We start from the raw sequence: 16,290 nt of genomic DNA on the forward strand, positions 1-16,290 counted from the left end.
CCGCACGCCGGGAAACGCCGCCGCGGGTCATGATGAAGTCAGGCAGGGTGTGGTGGGTGGTCACGTCGATCGGCTTTGGATAAGCCGCGGTGTGGCAGAACGACTGCATTACCAGATCAGCGGAGAAGCCCAGGCACGCCAGGTCTTTCAGTTCGTCACGGGTCATTGGACCGGTGGTGTCCTGAGAACCTACGGTGGTCATCTTCGGTTCGCAGTAGGTGCCAGGACGTACGCCCTGGCCTTCTGCCAGACCGCAGGCCTTGCCGACCATTTTCTGCGCCAGGGTGAAACCCTTGGTGCTTTCAGCTGGAGCTTCAGGCTTCTTGAACAGGTCGAACGCGGGCAGGCCCAGTTCGGCGCGAGCCTTCTCGGTCAGGCCACGGCCGATGATCAGCGGGATACGGCCACCGGCACGGACTTCGTCCAACAGCACCGGGGTCTTCATTTCGAAGGTGGTCAGGACTTCGTCAGTGCCGTGTTTGCAGACTTTGCCAGCATGCGGGTACAGGTCGATCACGTCGCCCATGTTCATGTTGGTAACGTCGAACTCGATTGGCAGTGCGCCGGCATCTTCCATGGTGTTGTAGAAGATCGGAGCGATTTTGCTGCCGAAGCAGAAACCGCCAGCGCGCTTGTTCGGCACGTAAGGGATGTCGTCGCCAAAGAACCACAGGACCGAGTTGGTCGCGGATTTACGCGAGGAACCGGTACCGACCACGTCACCGACGTAAGCGATAGGGAAGCCTTGACCGCGCATTTCTTCGATCTGCTTCATCGGGCCGGTCTTGCCTTGCTCGTCCGGAACGATGCCGTCACGGGCCATTTTCAGCATGGCCAGGGCGTGCAGCGGGATGTCAGGACGCGACCAGGCATCTGGAGCAGGGGACAGGTCGTCGGTGTTGGTTTCGCCGGTTACCTTGAATACGCGAAGGCTGATTTTGTCTTCCAGCACCGGGCGCTTCTTGAACCACTCGCCGTCAGCCCAGGATTGCAGCACGGCTTTGGCGTGAGCGTTGCCGTTCTTGGCTTTTTCAGCGACATCGTGGAACGCATCGAACATCAGCAGGGTGTGCTTGAGTTCTTCGGCAGCAACTGGCGCCAGTTCGGCGTCGTCCAGCAGCTCGACCAGGGTCACGATGTTGTAGCCGCCCTGCATGGTGCCGAGCAGTTCTACAGCGCGTTTCTTGTCCAGCAGAGGGGAGGAAACTTCGCCTTTGGCCAGAGCCGACAGGAAACCGGCTTTAACGTAAGCGGCTTCGTCCACTCCAGGTGGTACGCGATTGGTGATCAGGTCAACGAGGAAAGCTTCTTCGCCAGCCGGAGGATTCTTCAGCAGCTCGACCAGGCCTGCAGTTTGTTCGGCGTTAAGCGGCTGGGGAACGATACCCAGTGCTGCGCGCTCTTCGATATGTTTGCGGTAGGCTTCAAGCACAGTTATTACCCTCATCAGTGGTCCCAAATGGCTGTCCGGGACGCTCGTCGCGAAATGCTCGTACTCATGCGCTGCACGGCGTTGTGCGCCGTTTAGCCAGAATTACCGAACATTCCTTACAGAAGCTGCTTTCAAAGTTTTACGCCTGCAGAACGGGGAGCTGATGAGGGTTGGCGTTGGGCTTTTCCCCGCTGGAAAAACCCCTCGCCAACACCGCTCTGAAGGAACGACTGTGCTCGTGACGCTTTGAAAACAGCTTCTAACGGACATTGGCGCCTTAAAAGGCTGGCTGATTCTACGGCAAAAAAAATTTAAAGGTAAGTCGCGCTCTATTGGACTTTGGTGGCGTTGTGTTGGGCCTGCCCAAAGTCTGTTCGAGCGCTTGCCCCTGACGTTTGAGGGGTGATCAATGCCCGACAAAGGGCTAACATGCCAACCTGTTCCGCGTTTCAGTGTCATTGCCTACTTTATGCCCAATCAGACCATCAAGACCCCCTGCGTCGGCCTCTGCTCCACTGTTTACGGAGATCTGGTGTGCCGTGGCTGCAAGCGTTTCCATCACGAAGTGATCAATTGGAATGGTTACAACGAGGAGGAAAAGCGTGCGGTGTGGTTGCGGCTGGAGCAATTGCTGTCACAAGTGATGGCGGGCAAGGTCGAGATCTTCGATTCGGCGCGCCTGCGCCAGCAGCTGGAACAGCGCAAGATCCGCTTTGTGCCGCATCAGTCGGAATATTGCTGGGCCTATCAGCTGATCGCCCGGGGGGCGCGGGTGATCATTAATCTGGACGCCTACGGCATGGTCTTGCTGCCGGAGTTTCGCGACTGGAACCTGCCGGAATTGCGCGATGCCATTGATCGGGAATTCTTCCTGCTGTCGGAAGCGCACTATCAGCGCTACATCGCCCCCGGTTTCCTCAAGGACGCCTTCGGCGCCTAGAAGCTTCGCGAGCAGGCTCGCTCCCACATTTTGCAAGGCATTCCAATTGTAGGAGTGAGCCTGCTCGCGATAGCGGTCTATCAGTCGACATTGTTGTTGTCTGGCACGCCGCCATCGCGAGCAGGCTCACTCCTACAGGGATCGCATTTCAATATGAGCTGTTCAGTGTTTCACCGCCAACTCGACCAGATGATCCTCAACCTCCTGCGGCTTGAGCACCAGCACATCACTCTCCAGCGCATCCAGCACCACTTCAGCGGTGTTGCCAATCAACGCCCCTGACAATCCCGAGCGCGCCACCGTGCCGATCACGGTCACCGCCGCCTGCAGCTTGTGCGCCATGAACGGAATCAACACATCCGCCGGGCCTTCCTCGATGTGCAGGTGCGCGTCATCAACATCGAATTCGGCCTGGAACGCCCGACACTGCTCGCGATAACGCGCTTCGATGGTTTCACTCAGTTGCAACGTCGGGTCAGCGGCGGAGAGCATCGGCGACGGATGAGCGCTGATCACATGCAAGTGCCCCTTGGCCAGACTGGCAATGTCATAACCATGATCAATGATCGTCGTGTGCAAATGCCGGTGCTCGCCGTCGACATTGCCCACGTCGACTGCCGCCAGAATCACCTTGTCCTTCCACGAACCTGCGGTTTTCACCAGCAACACCGGGGTAGGGCAGTGGCGCAGCAGCTTCCAGTCCGCCGGGGTCAGCAGGGCTTTTTTCAGCGAGCTGTCGGGGAAATGCTGTTTGATCACTAACCCGCACCCTTCGGCCTGCTGCACGTCGATGATGGTTTCGTGCAGGCTCTCGTTCCACGCCTGTTCGGTCGTCACGCTGTAGCCGTCGGCCAGCAGCGCGGCCTTGAGCACGCCAAGCATGCCGGCGTGATCGTGCTTCTTGTCGCACACCAGCAGGTGCAGATGGGCCTGGGTCACGCCAGCGATCAGCTTGGCGCGCTTGAGCGCCAGGCTTTCCGAATGTTCGGGTTCGATGACCACCAGAATGCTGCGAATAGCTTGCATGAGCGGAGTCTCCAGCAAAGAAAAGGCACGGCGTTGCACAACTATAGTTGCTGCTCGAACACCTGCGACTTGATGCATATCAACGCCAGCCGCTGGTGGTCTGCGGGCAGGCCGGTATAATCGGCGCCCTTCGCTCGAACACCTTTACCGTGAGCCCCATGATCCTTCCCGAAATCCACGAATTCCTTGGCTGCCGCACACCCGACGCCTGGGTCCAGGCGGCACTGGCCGATCAGGAAACCCTGCTGATCGACCACAAGAACTGCGAGTTCAAGGCTGCCAGCACCGCGCTGAGCCTGATAGCCAAGTACCACTCCCACGTCGACCTGATCAATATGATGTCGCGTCTGGCCCGGGAAGAACTGGTGCACCACGAGCAAGTCATGCGCATCATGAAGCGCCGCAAGATCGAGCTGCGTCAGTTGCATGCCGGCCGCTACGCATCAGGCCTGCGCAAAGTGGTGCGCAGCCATGAGCCGGTGAAACTGGTCGATACGTTGGTGGTGGGGGCGTTTATCGAGGCGCGCAGTTGCGAGCGTTTCGAAGCGCTGGTGCCGCATCTGGACGAAGAACTCGGCAAGTTCTATTTTGGCTTGCTGAAAAGCGAGGCGCGGCATTTTCAGGGGTATCTGAAACTGGCCTATCAGTATGGCGACGCCAAGGATATCGCCCAGGTGATCGAAAAAGTTCGCGCCGCCGAGCAAGAGCTGATCGAATCGCCGGACGACGAATTCCGTTTCCACAGTGGCGTACCTGCCTGAGATTGTAAAAAACTCTTAAGAGTATGAAACATCACCGAAAACCGGCCCCCGTGGCCGGTTTTTGCTGCCTGAGGCAAACGCCTCGCCAGCGATTGCCGCCATAATGTCGCCCACTTCACAGATGGTTGGCAGACGGTCGTTATGGATAACCTGGGTTTTGGCAAAGTCCTGCTGGTGGAAGACGATGAACGCCTTGCCGCGTTGATCGCGCACTTCCTCGAACAACACGGCTACGAGGTGCGTACGGTGCATCGCGGGGATCTGGCCGTGGCCGCTTTTCTGGAGTTCAAACCCAAAGTCGTGGTTCTCGACCTGATGCTGCCGGGGCAAAGCGGCCTGCATGTGTGTCGCGAAATCCGCAGCGTGTCGGACACGCCGATCGTGATTCTGACGGCCAAGGAAGACGACCTCGACCATATTCTCGGCCTGGAGTCCGGTGCCGATGACTACGTGATCAAACCGATCAAGCCGCCGGTGCTGCTGGCCCGGTTGCGTGCGTTGCAGCGGCGCCAGGTGCCGGACAGCGGCGTGGTCAGTGCTCTGGAGTTCGGCCGGTTGAGCATCGACCGCAGTTGCCGGGAAGTGCGGCTGGCGGGCGAGATCATCGAAATGACCACCATGGAATTCGAACTGCTGTGGCTGCTGGCCAGTGCCGCCGGCAACACGCTGTCGCGCGATGACATTCTCAATCGCATGCGCGGCATCGCTTTCGATGGCTTGAACCGCAGCGTCGACGTGTACATCAGCAAGTTGCGCAACAAGCTCAAGGACAATCCCCGAGAACCGGTGTGCATCAAGACCGTGTGGGGCAAAGGTTATCTGTTCAATCCGTTTGCGTGGGAGTTGTAGATGCTGCGGTTATTTCTCGGGCTGTTTCTGGTGATGACGGTGGGGCTGGTATTGGCCCTGCAAACCGTCGAACACACCTTCAACGCGTTGCTCGACAATCAGATGCAGGCTTACAACCGCGAAGCGGTGCGCGGTCAGGCGTGGTCGCTGGTGGATCATTTACGCGGGCGTCAGGGTGCGGAACGCGAGCAACAACTGGACGCCTTGCGCCCGCATTACGGGCTGACATTGAACCTGGTCGAGGCCGATCAACTGGCCCTCAACCCCGAGGAAAAAGCCCAGCTGACGCAGAATCTGCTGGTGATCCGCGATAACTACACGCAGTTCATCAGCAACATCGATGGCGGTTCGCAGGTGTTGAGCATCAAGCTGCCGCCGGAGCCGAGTCTGATGCCGTTCTACATTTCGGCGGCCTACGGGATGCTGGCGGTGTTGATTGGCATTGTTCTGTTTTTCTGGGTGCGTCCGCACTGGCGTGATCTGGAGAAGCTGCGCCTGGCCGCCGAGCGCTTTGGCGATAACGATCTTTCGGCGCGTATCCAGTTGTCGAAACGTTCGAACATTCGCGATCTGGCTGAACACTTCAACCTGATGGCGGCGCGTATCGAGAGTCTGATCGCCAATCAGCGCGAACTGACCAATGCCGTGTCGCACGAATTGCGCACGCCGATTGCGCGGCTGTCGTTCGAGCTTGATCAGCTCAAGCAACAACCGGATGCCAGTCAGAGTCGCGAGCTGATTGCTGATATGTACGCTGACCTGGGCGAACTGGAAGAGATGGTCTCGGAGTTGCTGACCTACGCCAGTCTTGAGCGCGGTGCGACGGTGATCAAACGCGAAAATATTCAGGCGACCAATTGGCTCGACAGTGTGGTCGGCAGTGTGGCGCTGGAGGCGGAGGCGGCTGGGGTGCAGTTGCTGATCGGCGATTGCCGGCTCGAAACGGTACGCATTGAGCCACGGTTCATGGCGCGTGCGGTGATCAATCTACTGCGCAATGCGATTCGCTATGCCGAGCAAAGGGTGGAAGTCACGCTGGTACGCAATGGCGATTACTACGTGGTGCAGGTCAATGACGATGGGCCCGGTGTGCCAATGCACGGGCGGGAGAAGATCTTCGAACCGTTCTCGCGCCTCGATGCTAGCCGGGACCGGCGCACTGGTGGCTTCGGTTTGGGGCTGGCATTGGTGCGACGGGTGTCGCAATCCCATGGCGGGCAGGTGGAAGTCGGCGATTCGCCTTGGGGCGGGGCGTCGTTCCGGATGACCTGGGCGCACCTGGACTGACGTGTGTTGGCCTTGCCGACGCCATCGCTGGCTTGCCAGCGATGGGGTCATTAGTCCCACCACCCAACCAGAGTGTGTACTCAACCTGCCCAGCCAATGCCCACAGTTTTGTGGTGTGCCCACTCTCCCGGCAACCCCGAAAAACCCTGTGGGAGCTGGCCTGCCAGCGAAGGGGCCATCAGTCCCATCACATAATCAGAAGGTATACGCCACCTGCCCAGCCAATGAAGTCTGCAAGCGGCGGTCGACAATCGGGCTGTCTGCCGCTTCATGGCTCAGGTACTGCACCGCCAGCACTGACGACACACTCCAGCGCTCATCGATCGGCAATGTCCAGGTCAAGTCCGCGCCGCGACTGATCAACCCGGCTTTCGCGTCATATGCCCGGAACTGGCTACGCGACGCCTGCGCCGTGCTCACGCCATACCAGGTGCGCAGGTAATCGCTGTCGCCGAACTGGCTGTTCAGCCCGCCGATCACCTTGCCGAACCCGCCCTCATACAAGGGCAGGTTGATGCTCAGTTTCAGGCGATTCCACGATGAGCCGGTGTCGTGGTCATCGTCGTCCTTTTCCAGCGCATGCTCGAAACTCGCGCCGAGAATGATCGGCCCCATGTGATAACGACCGTCCACGCCCAGCACCGGGCGTGACTTGATCGAGCCCATGCCGCTCAGTTCGTCAGAACCCTTGAACCCGGTCTGGCGATCCTTGCGCACATCGCTGGCGCCGATGTAGACGCTGAGGCCGAAATCCTCTTCGTCAAATCCCCAGCCCAAACCCCGGTCGCTGTCGAGAAAAAAGCCCTGCGGGCTGACCACCTCGACACCCACCAGCGGCGCCGTCACCCGTTCATCGCTGCCGCTGAAGCGCGGTGCATTGACCGCCCCGGCGCGCAGGGTTGCGTGCCAGTCCTCTGCGCGCAGCGAACCGCCGGGCACCAGCAGACAAAGAGAGGTCAGAGACAGCGAGAACGTACGAAACGAAATCAGCATGGGGCACCCGAGGGGAATGTGGATGCGCCCATGCTAGGCGGGTGGCGAGCGGCAATCTTTGGCAGCTTTGTCGGGAAACTGTCAAAGACTGTTAAGCCGCGATCAGAAGTCCCATTTGGTAGTAAGCATCAGGTTGCGCGGTTCGCCGTAGAACGTCGTGTCGAAGTTGCCCAGCCCGGTCAGGTAGCGTTTGTCGAAGACGTTGTTGGCGTTGACCGTGAAGCTCAGGTGCTCGTTGTACTGATAGCGGCTCATCAGGTCGACGAGGGTGTAGCCGCCCTGTTTGATCCGCGTGTAATCGCCGGCCGGAGCGCTGTAGATTTTGCCGTAGAACGCACTCTGCCAGCTCACGCCGCCACCGACGGTGACTTTGTCGAGCATGCCCGGCAAGCGATAGGTGGTGAAAGTGCGCACCACGTGTTCAGGCTTGGTGGTCGACAGCGGATAACCGTAGATGCGCTGTTCATCGGCGTCACGGGTGCGCGCATAGGTATAACCGGCGGAGACATTCCAGCCCTCGCTCAGTTCGCCCGCCAGTTCCAGCTCGACACCTTTGGTGGTGGCGCCGTCGATGGCTTTGTAGATGCCTTCGTTGGTCACCGCGTTGGTGCCGATCGATTCGGCAACGCCATCCTGTTCAATGCGGAAAAACGCCAGGCTGGCGTTCAGACGACCGTCGAAATACGCCGCTTTCAGGCCCGCTTCATAGCTGTCGCCCTCGACCGGCGCGAGGGTCGAACCGCTGCTGTCCTTGTAGGTTTGCGGTTGATAGATGCTGGTGTAACTGGCGTACAGCGAGTAGGTGTCGTCAAGGTCATAGATCACCCCGGCGTAAGGTGTGACCACGCCGTGTTCCTTGTAGCTGGCGTGGGTGTCGTCGAGGCCGGCGCCCGGGTTGTAGCGGTAGTCTTCGTTGTACTTGAAGGTGCTCAAGCGGCTGCCGAGGATCACCGACAGATCGTCGGTCGGGTGCAGACGCGTGGCCAGATAGACGCCGTTCTGGCTCTGGGTGCGCTCGTATTTGCCGTTCTTCGGGAAATCCTGTTTAGGCAGATCACCGTTCCAGTCGTAAATGCTCCCCGGCACCTGCGAGAAGGCGCTGGTGTCGTAGGTCGAACCTGTCTGGCGCGAGTGCGCGGTCATCACGCCGGCAATCAGCTCATGTTCGCGACCGCCCAGGGTGAAAGGGCCGGAGACGTTGACGTCGGCAGTGTTCTGCACGCGATGACCTTCCCAGCGACCCCAGTACAGGAACATGCCTTCGCCAGTGGCGCGATTTGGATTGCCACCGCTGGCCGAGGCCAGGCGCGTGTCGTGATCGGTGGTTTTCTGGTCGAGGCTGACCTTGAATTTCCAGTCATTGGCCAGCGCCTGTTCCAGCGAGGCGAAGTAGGTGATGTTGTCGAAATCGCGACGGCTCCAGTCCGCCGCGGAATTGAAGTGACGCGGGAAGTCAGTGCGGCCGCCATCGGCGAAGTACACCGGGTTGCCGGTCCACGAACTGCCGCGCGGGGTGGTGCTGGACTTGTCGATGCCGAACGTCAGCAGGGTGTCATCGCTCAGGTCGGCTTCGAGAATGCCGTAGAACAGGTCTTTGCGCTGGCTGTAGTGGTCGAGATAGGAGTTCTGATCCGAATACGCGCCAACGAAACGTCCGCGCACGTTGCCCGAATCAGTCAGCGAACCGGAAATGTCACCGACGGTGCGGTAGGCATCCCACGAACCGACAGTGCCGCTGATCGAGGCTTTGAATTCTTTGGTGGGTTTCTTGCGGATCAGGTTGACCGTGGCCGATGGGTCGCCCGATCCGGTCATCAGGCCGGTCGCGCCCTTGATGATTTCGATGCGGTCGATGCTCGCCGCGTCGTCGCCGTTGTTCGGGTTTTCACCGTAGACGCCGTCGTAGGGGATGTTGATGCCGTCGTACTGGAAGTTGGTAATGGCCAGGCCCCGCGCGGAAAACTCGGTACGGTCGCTGTCGTACTTCTGCGTCGAAATGCCGGGTGTATTGCGCAGTGCATCGCCGACGCTCTGCACGCCGCGATCGTCCATTTGCTGACGGGTGATCACCGTCACCGATTGCGGGGTTTCGCGGATCGACAGCGGCAGGCCGGTGGCCGAAGACATAGTGCCGGTGGTGTAGGAGCGGGTGTCTTCGGTGGTGGCGCCGAGGCCTTGGGCGGAGATGTTGGTGGCGCCCAATTGCAGGGTCTGGTCGGTTTTTTCAGCGGCGTTGGCAGAAATGCTCAGCAGGGCCAGTGCCAGCGGGCACAAGGCAAAACGAAAACGGACGTGCGACATGGAGATCCCTTTGCATCGAATCGATCGGTAGTTGAAGTGCTTCTGAGGGGTTAACCGAACGAGTGCGGGAAAAGGGAACTACATCGAATCAAAAACGATGAAAAACCTGTGGGAGCGAGCCTGCTCGCGAAAGCGCTGGGTCAGAAACATCAATGCTGACTGACAAGACGCCTTCGCGAGCAGGCTCGCTCCCACAGGGATTTAGGTTTGCCATGGATCTATCGGGTCAGTCCGAGGCGTTCGTGCCACTGGGCGATGGATTCTTCGGGGTAAATGTCGAATTGCTTGTCCCGGGCTTTGGCGTCGACTTCGACCCATGGGGCTTTTGAGCCGAGCATCAAATGGGTGTGCTCCGGCGGCACCGGCAACGGTGTGTCGATGGCGGAGGCGAACGGGTGGATCAACTCCGGCCACTCCGGGCTGAACAGCCACAAGCCACTGCCGCACAACGAGCAGAAATGCCGCTCGGCCGTGCTGCGGTGGGCGCGTTTTTCGCCTTCGTCCTTCATACGCGCGTGGTAGATGCTGATGTGTTTGCGGCCGCGTACCTTGAGGCTCGTCGCGTCGCCGCCGAGGTTGATCGCATAGCCGCCACCGCCCTGGGTCTTGCGGCAGATCGAGCAATAGCAGCGTTGATAAGGATAGGGGTGGGCGCTGGTCAGGCTGAACGAAACCGCGCCGCAATGGCAGGAGCCTTCGAGGTGCATGGGTGCTCTCCGTTAGCAGGGTTGTGCGGTTCAGCCTAGAGCATTTTGCGCGAACGCTGCCGGTGTGATGCGACAGGCGCTGGCAGCGTCTAGCCCCAGTGTCCCCGCAATCCCATGGGGCGAGACTTCGGAACCCGGCATGCAAGCGCTGTTGAACGAGATCCTTGACGCTGTCCGGCCCCTGATCGGGCAGGGCAAAGTGGCTGACTACATTCCTGCCCTCGGCACAGTGCCGGCCAATCAGCTGGGCATTGCCGTGTATGGCAACGACGGCGAAATGTATTGCGCGGGCGACGCCGAAACGCCGTTCTCGGTGCAGAGTATTTCCAAGGTATTCAGCCTGGTGCAGGCCATCGATCATTCCGGCGAGGCGATCTGGGAACGCCTCGGTCATGAGCCGTCCGGTCAGCCGTTCAACTCGCTGGTGCAACTGGAATTCGAGCGCGGCCGCCCGCGTAATCCCTTTATCAATGCCGGCGCGCTGGTGATCTGCGACATCAACCAGTCGCGCTTTGCCGCGCCAACCCTGTCGATGCGTGACTTTGTCCGGCGCCTGTCGGGCAATCCGCAGATCATGATCGACGGCAAAGTCGCCGACTCCGAATACCAGCACCGTGCGCGCAACGCGGCGATGGCTTACCTGATGCAGTCCTTCGGCAACTTCCACAACGATGTCGAGTCGGTGCTGCGCAGTTATTTCAGCCACTGCGCGCTGCGCATGAACTGCATCGATCTGGCCCGGGCGTTCTGTTTCCTGGCCAATGACGGCTACTGCAAACACAGCGGCGAACAGATCCTCACGCGACGTCAGACCCAACAGGTCAACTCGATCATGGCCACCAGTGGTCTGTATGACGAGGCGGGCAACTTTGCTTACCGCGTCGGCCTGCCGGGCAAGAGCGGCGTGGGCGGCGGCATCGTTGCGGTGGTGCCGGGGCAGTTCACGGTGTGCGTGTGGTCGCCGGAACTGAATGCCGCCGGTAATTCGCTGGCAGGGATGGCGGCGCTGGAGATGCTCAGCTCGCGGATTGGCTGGTCGGTGTTCTGATCCATCAGAAAATCACCATAAAACCCTGTGGGAGCGAGCCTGCTCGCGAATGCGTCAGGTCATCCGACATTTATGTATCAGATCCACCGCTTTCGCGAGCAGGCTCGCTCCCACAGGGTTAGCGGTTGCTTTGGAGGATTGTGTTCCTATACATTTTCCGGCCGCCCTCTGCATGGTGAATCCGCTTCATGTCTCTTGCGCTCGAACGTCTAGTCGCTGGCACGCCGATCCCTTTCGCCGGTAACCGCGTCACCGTGGTCAGCCCCGAACTGGCGGCGCGCTTTCAGCCCGGTGACCACCTGTTGGTGGAGCAGGTGAGTGGCGAGCTGTTGCTGATTCCGGTCGCGGATCAACAAGCCGCGTCCGTGGCAATCGAGCGCGCCGCTGCGGCGTTTACCGCGTTGTCGGCTGTGTCCGACGAGGCGATCAGCCGGTTCTTCGATCTGTTTGCACAGCGACTGGAAAACAGTGATTGCTGGGCGCAGATCGCCGCCGCCAACCTCGACGATATCGAACGGGCCAAGGCGCGTGGGCGTTCCACCACGCGTCTGCTCGCCGATGAACGCATGCGCGGCGACATGATTTCCGGCCTGCGTGCCTGGCGCGATGCACCCGCGACACGCGGCAAGGTCATCAGCAGCGTCGAACACGATGGCTGGAAGGTCGAGCAAGTGGTGTCGCCGCTGGGCATCGTTGCGTTCGTCTTCGAAGGTCGCCCGAACGTGTTTGCCGATGCGGCCGGCGTCTTGCGCACCGGCAATACGGCGGTGCTGCGCATTGGCAGCGATGCGCTGGGCACCGCGCAGGCCATCGTCACTCATGCGCTGAACCCGGCGCTGGCAGCGGCCGGTTTGCCGGCAGGTGCGGTGTCGTTGGTCGAGAGTGTCAATCACGCCGCCGGTTGGGCGATGTTTGCCGACCGACGCCTGTCGTTGGCGGTGGCCCGTGGGTCGGGGCGTGCGGTCAGTCAGTTGGGCAGCATTGCGCAGCAGGCAGGCACGGCGGTCAGCCTGCACGGCACCGGCGGGGCGTGGTTGATTGCTGACCGCGATGCCGACGCCAAACGCTTTGCGGCGGTGGTGCGTAATTCACTCGATCGCAAGGTCTGCAACACGCTGAACGTCTGCCTGATTCAGCGCGAACGCGCCGCAGAATTGGTGCCGCTGTTCCTCAATGCACTCAAACAGGCCGGCACCGCACGCGGGCAGGGCTGCAAATTGCACATCGTCGAAGGCAGTGAAAGTTGCCTACCGAGCGAGTGGCAGAACGCGACAGTCGAGGTCTACCGCGCCGAGGGTTACCAGACCGAAACACTGGCCGAACCGCTTGCGGAGTCTGACCTTGGCCGTGAATGGGAGTGGGAGGAGACCCCGGAAGTCAGCCTGATGATCGTCGATGATCTGGATCAGGCGATTGCGCTGTTCAACCGCTACAGCCCGCAATTCACCGTGTCGCTGATCAGCGAAGATGCGCAGGTGCAGGCGCGGTTCTACAACGTAGTGAACGCGCCGTTCGTGGGCAATGGCATCACCCGTTGGGTTGATGGCCAGTACGCGCTGAACAAACCGGAGCTGGGACTTTCGAACTGGGAGAGCGGGCGCTTGTTTGCGCGCAGTGCGATTCTGTCTGGCGATGGTGTGTTCACTGTACGCAGCCGTATGACCCAGGTCGATTTGACGGTAAAACGTTGAAAATGCCTCATCCTGGTTGATCCACATCGGTCCTGTGGCGAGGGGATTTATCCCCGATGGGGCGCGCAGCGGCCCCAAGAGATTGGGCCTGCTGCGCAGTCCATCGGGGATAAATCCCCTCGCCACAAATTCTTTTTAACCTCAGCGGATTTGTATCAGGCGGCTGCGCTGGTGTTTGCCTGAACGGCGCACGTCGCCGGTTGCTCGGCCAGCGGCACAAAGGTGCGGCGGTCCGAGGACAGCGCATCGATCGAGCCAGTCTCGATGTCGTACACCCAGCCATGCAGATTCAGCAGGCCTTTCTCCTGGGCCAGGCGCACGCTCGGGTGGGTCTGGATGTTCGCCAGTTGCGCGATCACGTTTTCACGCACCATCGAACTCAATTTCGCCGCGTCATTGGCATGCGGCCGCGCTTCGTTGACCACTTTTGCCGATTCGGCATGTTGCAGCCAGCCGCTGACAGCCGGCAAGTGATCCATGCATTTGCATTGGGCAATTGCGGTCATCGCGCCACAGTCCGAATGGCCGCAGATCACGATGTCGGTCACACCGAGTACTGCCACGGCATATTCCACCGTCGCCGACACCCCACCCGGATGCGGGCTATAGGACGGCACGATATTGCCGGCGTTGCGGATCACGAACAGCTCACCGGGTTCTTGCTGGGTCAGCAGTTCCGGCACCACACGACTGTCGGAACAAGTGATGAACAAGGTGCCGGGCTGCTGGGTAGTCGCCAGATGCTTGAACAGTTCGGTGCGTTGCGGGAACGCCTCGTTCTGGAATTTCAGGAAGCCATCAATCAGGTTTTTCATGGTGTTGTCCTCTTAGTTCGAGCAACCGCTGCCGAATTCGCTGAATTGCAGAATGTGTTTGCCGCCGTGGCTGTCCAGGTAAGTCATTTCCACCGGCACCACGCCACAGACGTCGGCAACCGGGGTAATGCTCAGCACTTGCGCAACGTCCAGCTGCATGCCGTAGCGGTAGGCGATGGCCTCATCGGTGGCCTGGGCCTGAGCGGCGAAGCCAGCGAGCAGGGCCAGGCTCAACAGAATTTTTTGCATGGGGCAGCCTCCAGTCTTGGGTGGTGACGAAGTGCATTGGAAGTTTTGGCTGGCCCGCACACGAGGTGCGGGCCGGGGTGAATCAGAACGGACGCAGAGGCAGGAACTTGCCGTCGAGGGTGACCACGGCGCGGGAGCCGCCTTCCGGGTCTTCGACTTTCTTGATGTCCAGTTTGAAGTTGATCGCGCTGATGATGCCGTCGCCGAACTGCTCGTGAACCAGCGCCTTGAGGGTAGTGCCGTAGATCTGGATCATCTCGTGGAAACGGTAGATGGTCGGGTCGGTCGGCACACCGCTGAGGCTGCCACGCAGCGGGATGATTTGCAGGGCGGCGACATCGGCGGCGTCGAGTTCAAGCTTGTCGCCGACCACTTGAGCGGCGTTGGCCGGCAGTGGGTGTTGGCCAAGCAGGGCGGCGGTGACGAAGGCCACGCTGAGGCCGGTGTCGTCGGCGAGAGCCTGCCACGATAAATCTTTGCGTGCCTTGGCATCAAGAATGCGGGTGGTCAGGGCCAGGCTGGTGTCGTTGTAGGCGTGGGACTGTTGCATGGTGTCACTCCTTTCAGGGGTTGGCTTGCTGTGTGGGATTGATTTTCTGCCGATTGATCCATAGCGTCCAAGACCCATATACAATGCTTCGCATAAGTCCTGCCTATAGATGGTGAGCCCCATGCTGTTGCGACATTTGCGTTACCTGCTGGCCGTGGCCGATCACGGCGGCTTCACCCGTGCGGCCGAGGCGCTGCATGTGTCGCAGCCGACCTTGTCGCAACAGATTCGCCAACTGGAGGAAACCCTCGGGGTGAACCTGTTTGATCGCACTTCGCGGACGGTCAAACCGACCGATGCCGGCGAGGCCTATATCGAATGTGCGCGGCGGGTGCTGGTGGAACTGGAGGCGGGCAAACGGGCGTTGCATGACGTGAAGGATCTGTCCCGTGGCACCTTGCGTCTGGCAATGACGCCAACGTTCATGGCGTATCTGGTCGGGCCGCTGGTGCGCGACTATGTTTCGCGGTTTCCGGGTATTCACCTGGAAATCTTCGAGTTGTCGATGGACGACATCGAGGCGGGGTTGGCGGATGACTCGCTGGACATCGCAATCGCCTTCACACCCGTACGCAATCCGGATATCGAGTGCATTCCGGCGTTTGTCGAGACATTGGGGGTGATGGTCGGACGCGAACATCCGTTGTACGACAGCACGTCAGTATTGATGCCGGAAGACCTGGCGCAGCTGGATTTCGCCTTGCTTGCCCCGGACTTCATCACGCGGTTATCGGTGGATGAGTATTTCCGTCAGCACGGGATTACGCCGCAGGTGCGTATTGAGGTGAACTCGGTCAGTACGTTGCTTGAGGTAGTGCGTTGTTCGCCGATTGCGACAATGTTGCCGGAAGCGATCGCGACGCAGGATCGGGCCTTGCGCAGGCTGCGCGTCGACAGTGAAGCGCCGCAGCGTGGGGCGGCGTTGTTGCGACGCAAGAACAACTATCACAGTGCAGCGGCGGTGGCGTTTGTGGATTTGGTGCTGCAAACGAAAACTGCACCAACGACATAGTCCCCCTGTGGGAGCGGGTTGACTGCAAATCTTGTTCACACCACTGGACCCTGTAGGAGTGAGCCTGCTCGCGATCGCGTTGGTTCAGACACATCAGTATTGAATGACCTACCGCTATCGCGAGCAGGCTCACTCCTACAGGGGAGGTGGCGAATGCTGAATATAAAAAAGGGCCTGCTCTTGCTACTGGTGAAGCAGCAGAGAGCAGGCCCTTTTTATTATTGAAGTTGTCAATCAGCAGAACCGATCAATCACCCGAACTTCATTCTTGTTCTGCATCGAGTCCCACGCCTGTTTCAGCGTCTGCAGCACATTACCGATGAAGTCTTTATCAGCCGCGGCTTTCTTGCCGACATAACCGTGGCCGCGACGGTACATCTTCAGGCGGGCCAGCAGGTTCTGATTGCTGCGGTCGAATTCTTCTTCACCCGCATGAGGCGCCAGGCAGTCGATATGCACCTGACCCGACTTGCTGATCCACAGAATATGGCTGTCGTGGCTGTCTTTTTGCGCAGCGAACATACGAGCCAGTTCTTCGATAGTAGGTTGATTGTTCAGATTCATGATGTTGCCCCTTGACCTGTCTTGTGATCTTTCTTAGTTGATTCGCTAATACAGGTAGCCCATCG

At 59.8% G+C, this 16,290-nt stretch carries 15 protein-coding genes and 1 pseudogene; 7 read left to right on the forward strand and 9 right to left on the reverse strand.

Features of this window, described 5'->3' with window-relative positions:
• Positions 1-1,432 (reverse strand): annotated as a pseudogene (locus tag ACIOWE_RS28185) (aconitate hydratase B); the annotation flags it as partial.
• A gap of 469 nt (positions 1,433-1,901) precedes the next feature.
• Here ACIOWE_RS28185 and ACIOWE_RS28190 point away from each other — a divergent pair.
• Positions 1,902-2,372: a DUF1289 domain-containing protein gene (locus tag ACIOWE_RS28190; RefSeq protein WP_201238924.1), complete on the forward strand. Its 471-nt coding sequence runs from the start codon at positions 1,902-1,904 to the stop codon at positions 2,370-2,372.
• A gap of 162 nt (positions 2,373-2,534) precedes the next feature.
• Here the strand turns inward: ACIOWE_RS28190 and ACIOWE_RS28195 are convergent, their stop codons facing one another.
• Positions 2,535-3,398, reverse strand: coding sequence for a universal stress protein (locus ACIOWE_RS28195; RefSeq protein ID WP_401398143.1), 864 nt, complete (start codon positions 3,396-3,398; stop codon positions 2,535-2,537).
• A gap of 158 nt (positions 3,399-3,556) precedes the next feature.
• Here ACIOWE_RS28195 and ACIOWE_RS28200 point away from each other — a divergent pair, with 158 nt between their 5' ends.
• The 3 genes from ACIOWE_RS28200 (at position 3,557) to ACIOWE_RS28210 (ending at position 6,295) form a co-directional block, all read left to right on the forward strand.
• Positions 3,557-4,159, forward strand: a complete 603-nt coding sequence (locus ACIOWE_RS28200) for a tRNA-(ms[2]io[6]A)-hydroxylase (RefSeq protein WP_122607119.1) — start codon at positions 3,557-3,559, stop codon at positions 4,157-4,159.
• A gap of 141 nt (positions 4,160-4,300) precedes the next feature.
• Positions 4,301-5,008: a response regulator gene (locus ACIOWE_RS28205; RefSeq protein WP_201238921.1), complete on the forward strand. Its 708-nt coding sequence runs from the start codon at positions 4,301-4,303 to the stop codon at positions 5,006-5,008.
• Entirely contained in the window at positions 5,009-6,295 is a 1,287-nt protein-coding gene (locus ACIOWE_RS28210; protein ID WP_401398146.1) for an ATP-binding protein, read from the forward strand. It abuts the gene before it with no gap.
• Positions 6,296-6,490: 195 nt separating this feature from the next.
• On the opposite strand, the gene ACIOWE_RS28215 is transcribed toward ACIOWE_RS28210, so the two are convergent.
• The 3 genes from ACIOWE_RS28215 to ACIOWE_RS28225 form a co-directional block, all read right to left on the reverse strand.
• Complete coding sequence (locus ACIOWE_RS28215; protein ID WP_401398148.1) at positions 6,491-7,288, reverse strand: MipA/OmpV family protein; 798 nt, start codon at positions 7,286-7,288, stop codon at positions 6,491-6,493.
• Between the two features lie 102 nt (positions 7,289-7,390).
• Positions 7,391-9,589, reverse strand: a complete 2,199-nt coding sequence (locus ACIOWE_RS28220) for a TonB-dependent siderophore receptor (RefSeq protein WP_401398150.1) — start codon at positions 9,587-9,589, stop codon at positions 7,391-7,393.
• 218 nt (positions 9,590-9,807) lie between these two features.
• Entirely contained in the window at positions 9,808-10,296 is a 489-nt protein-coding gene (locus ACIOWE_RS28225) for a GFA family protein (protein WP_401398152.1), read from the reverse strand.
• Between the two features lie 139 nt (positions 10,297-10,435).
• On the opposite strand from ACIOWE_RS28225, the gene glsB reads away from it, so the two are divergent.
• On the forward strand, positions 10,436-11,344 hold the full coding sequence (gene glsB, locus ACIOWE_RS28230; RefSeq protein ID WP_201238917.1) for a glutaminase B: 909 nt from the start codon (positions 10,436-10,438) through the stop codon (positions 11,342-11,344).
• A 188-nt stretch (positions 11,345-11,532) separates the two neighbouring features.
• Positions 11,533-13,035, forward strand: a complete 1,503-nt coding sequence (locus ACIOWE_RS28235) for an aldehyde dehydrogenase family protein (protein ID WP_401398154.1) — start codon at positions 11,533-11,535, stop codon at positions 13,033-13,035.
• A 155-nt stretch (positions 13,036-13,190) separates the two neighbouring features.
• On the opposite strand, the gene ACIOWE_RS28240 is transcribed toward ACIOWE_RS28235, so the two are convergent.
• The 3 genes from ACIOWE_RS28240 to cynS form a co-directional block, all read right to left on the reverse strand.
• Positions 13,191-13,850 (reverse strand): carbonic anhydrase, encoded by a 660-nt coding sequence (locus ACIOWE_RS28240; protein ID WP_401303879.1) that lies wholly within the window; start codon positions 13,848-13,850, stop codon positions 13,191-13,193.
• Between the two features lie 12 nt (positions 13,851-13,862).
• Positions 13,863-14,099, reverse strand: a complete 237-nt coding sequence (locus ACIOWE_RS28245) for a DUF2790 domain-containing protein (protein ID WP_401398156.1) — start codon at positions 14,097-14,099, stop codon at positions 13,863-13,865.
• Positions 14,100-14,181: 82 nt separating this feature from the next.
• Positions 14,182-14,649: a cyanase gene (gene cynS, locus ACIOWE_RS28250; RefSeq protein WP_401398158.1), complete on the reverse strand. Its 468-nt coding sequence runs from the start codon at positions 14,647-14,649 to the stop codon at positions 14,182-14,184.
• A gap of 121 nt (positions 14,650-14,770) precedes the next feature.
• Here cynS and cynR point away from each other — a divergent pair, with 121 nt between their 5' ends.
• The gene (gene cynR, locus ACIOWE_RS28255; protein WP_401398160.1) at positions 14,771-15,661 is read left to right on the forward strand and encodes a transcriptional regulator CynR; all 891 of its coding nucleotides are present in this window, start codon (positions 14,771-14,773) and stop codon (positions 15,659-15,661) included.
• Between the two features lie 234 nt (positions 15,662-15,895).
• Here the strand turns inward: cynR and ACIOWE_RS28260 are convergent, their stop codons facing one another.
• Positions 15,896-16,225 (reverse strand): hypothetical protein, encoded by a 330-nt coding sequence (locus tag ACIOWE_RS28260; protein WP_401398162.1) that lies wholly within the window; start codon positions 16,223-16,225, stop codon positions 15,896-15,898.
• Positions 16,226-16,290 lie beyond the last annotated feature (65 nt).

The sequence above is a fragment of the Pseudomonas sp. NPDC087598 genome, assembly GCF_044743525.1.
GTDB lineage: Bacteria > Pseudomonadota > Gammaproteobacteria > Pseudomonadales > Pseudomonadaceae > Aquipseudomonas.

Bases quoted from the DNA above. Each gene is read 5' to 3' on its own strand.
- cynR (WP_401398160.1), top strand. From the start codon at position 14,771: ATGCTGTTGCGACATTTGCGTTACCTGCTGGCCGTGGCCGATCACGGC.
- ACIOWE_RS28205 (WP_201238921.1), top strand. From the start codon at position 4,301: ATGGATAACCTGGGTTTTGGCAAAGTCCTGCTGGTGGAAGACGATGAA.
- ACIOWE_RS28195 (WP_401398143.1), bottom strand. From the start codon at position 3,398: ATGCAAGCTATTCGCAGCATTCTGGTGGTCATCGAACCCGAACATTCG.
- cynS (WP_401398158.1), bottom strand. From the start codon at position 14,649: ATGCAACAGTCCCACGCCTACAACGACACCAGCCTGGCCCTGACCACC.
- glsB (WP_201238917.1), top strand. From the start codon at position 10,436: ATGCAAGCGCTGTTGAACGAGATCCTTGACGCTGTCCGGCCCCTGATC.
- ACIOWE_RS28220 (WP_401398150.1), bottom strand. From the start codon at position 9,589: ATGTCGCACGTCCGTTTTCGTTTTGCCTTGTGCCCGCTGGCACTGGCC.
- ACIOWE_RS28215 (WP_401398148.1), bottom strand. From the start codon at position 7,288: ATGCTGATTTCGTTTCGTACGTTCTCGCTGTCTCTGACCTCTCTTTGT.
- ACIOWE_RS28260 (WP_401398162.1), bottom strand. From the start codon at position 16,225: ATGAATCTGAACAATCAACCTACTATCGAAGAACTGGCTCGTATGTTC.
- ACIOWE_RS28200 (WP_122607119.1), top strand. From the start codon at position 3,557: ATGATCCTTCCCGAAATCCACGAATTCCTTGGCTGCCGCACACCCGAC.
- ACIOWE_RS28235 (WP_401398154.1), top strand. From the start codon at position 11,533: ATGTCTCTTGCGCTCGAACGTCTAGTCGCTGGCACGCCGATCCCTTTC.
- ACIOWE_RS28225 (WP_401398152.1), bottom strand. From the start codon at position 10,296: ATGCACCTCGAAGGCTCCTGCCATTGCGGCGCGGTTTCGTTCAGCCTG.
- ACIOWE_RS28210 (WP_401398146.1), top strand. From the start codon at position 5,009: ATGCTGCGGTTATTTCTCGGGCTGTTTCTGGTGATGACGGTGGGGCTG.
- ACIOWE_RS28190 (WP_201238924.1), top strand. From the start codon at position 1,902: ATGCCCAATCAGACCATCAAGACCCCCTGCGTCGGCCTCTGCTCCACT.
- ACIOWE_RS28245 (WP_401398156.1), bottom strand. From the start codon at position 14,099: ATGCAAAAAATTCTGTTGAGCCTGGCCCTGCTCGCTGGCTTCGCCGCT.
- ACIOWE_RS28240 (WP_401303879.1), bottom strand. From the start codon at position 13,850: ATGAAAAACCTGATTGATGGCTTCCTGAAATTCCAGAACGAGGCGTTC.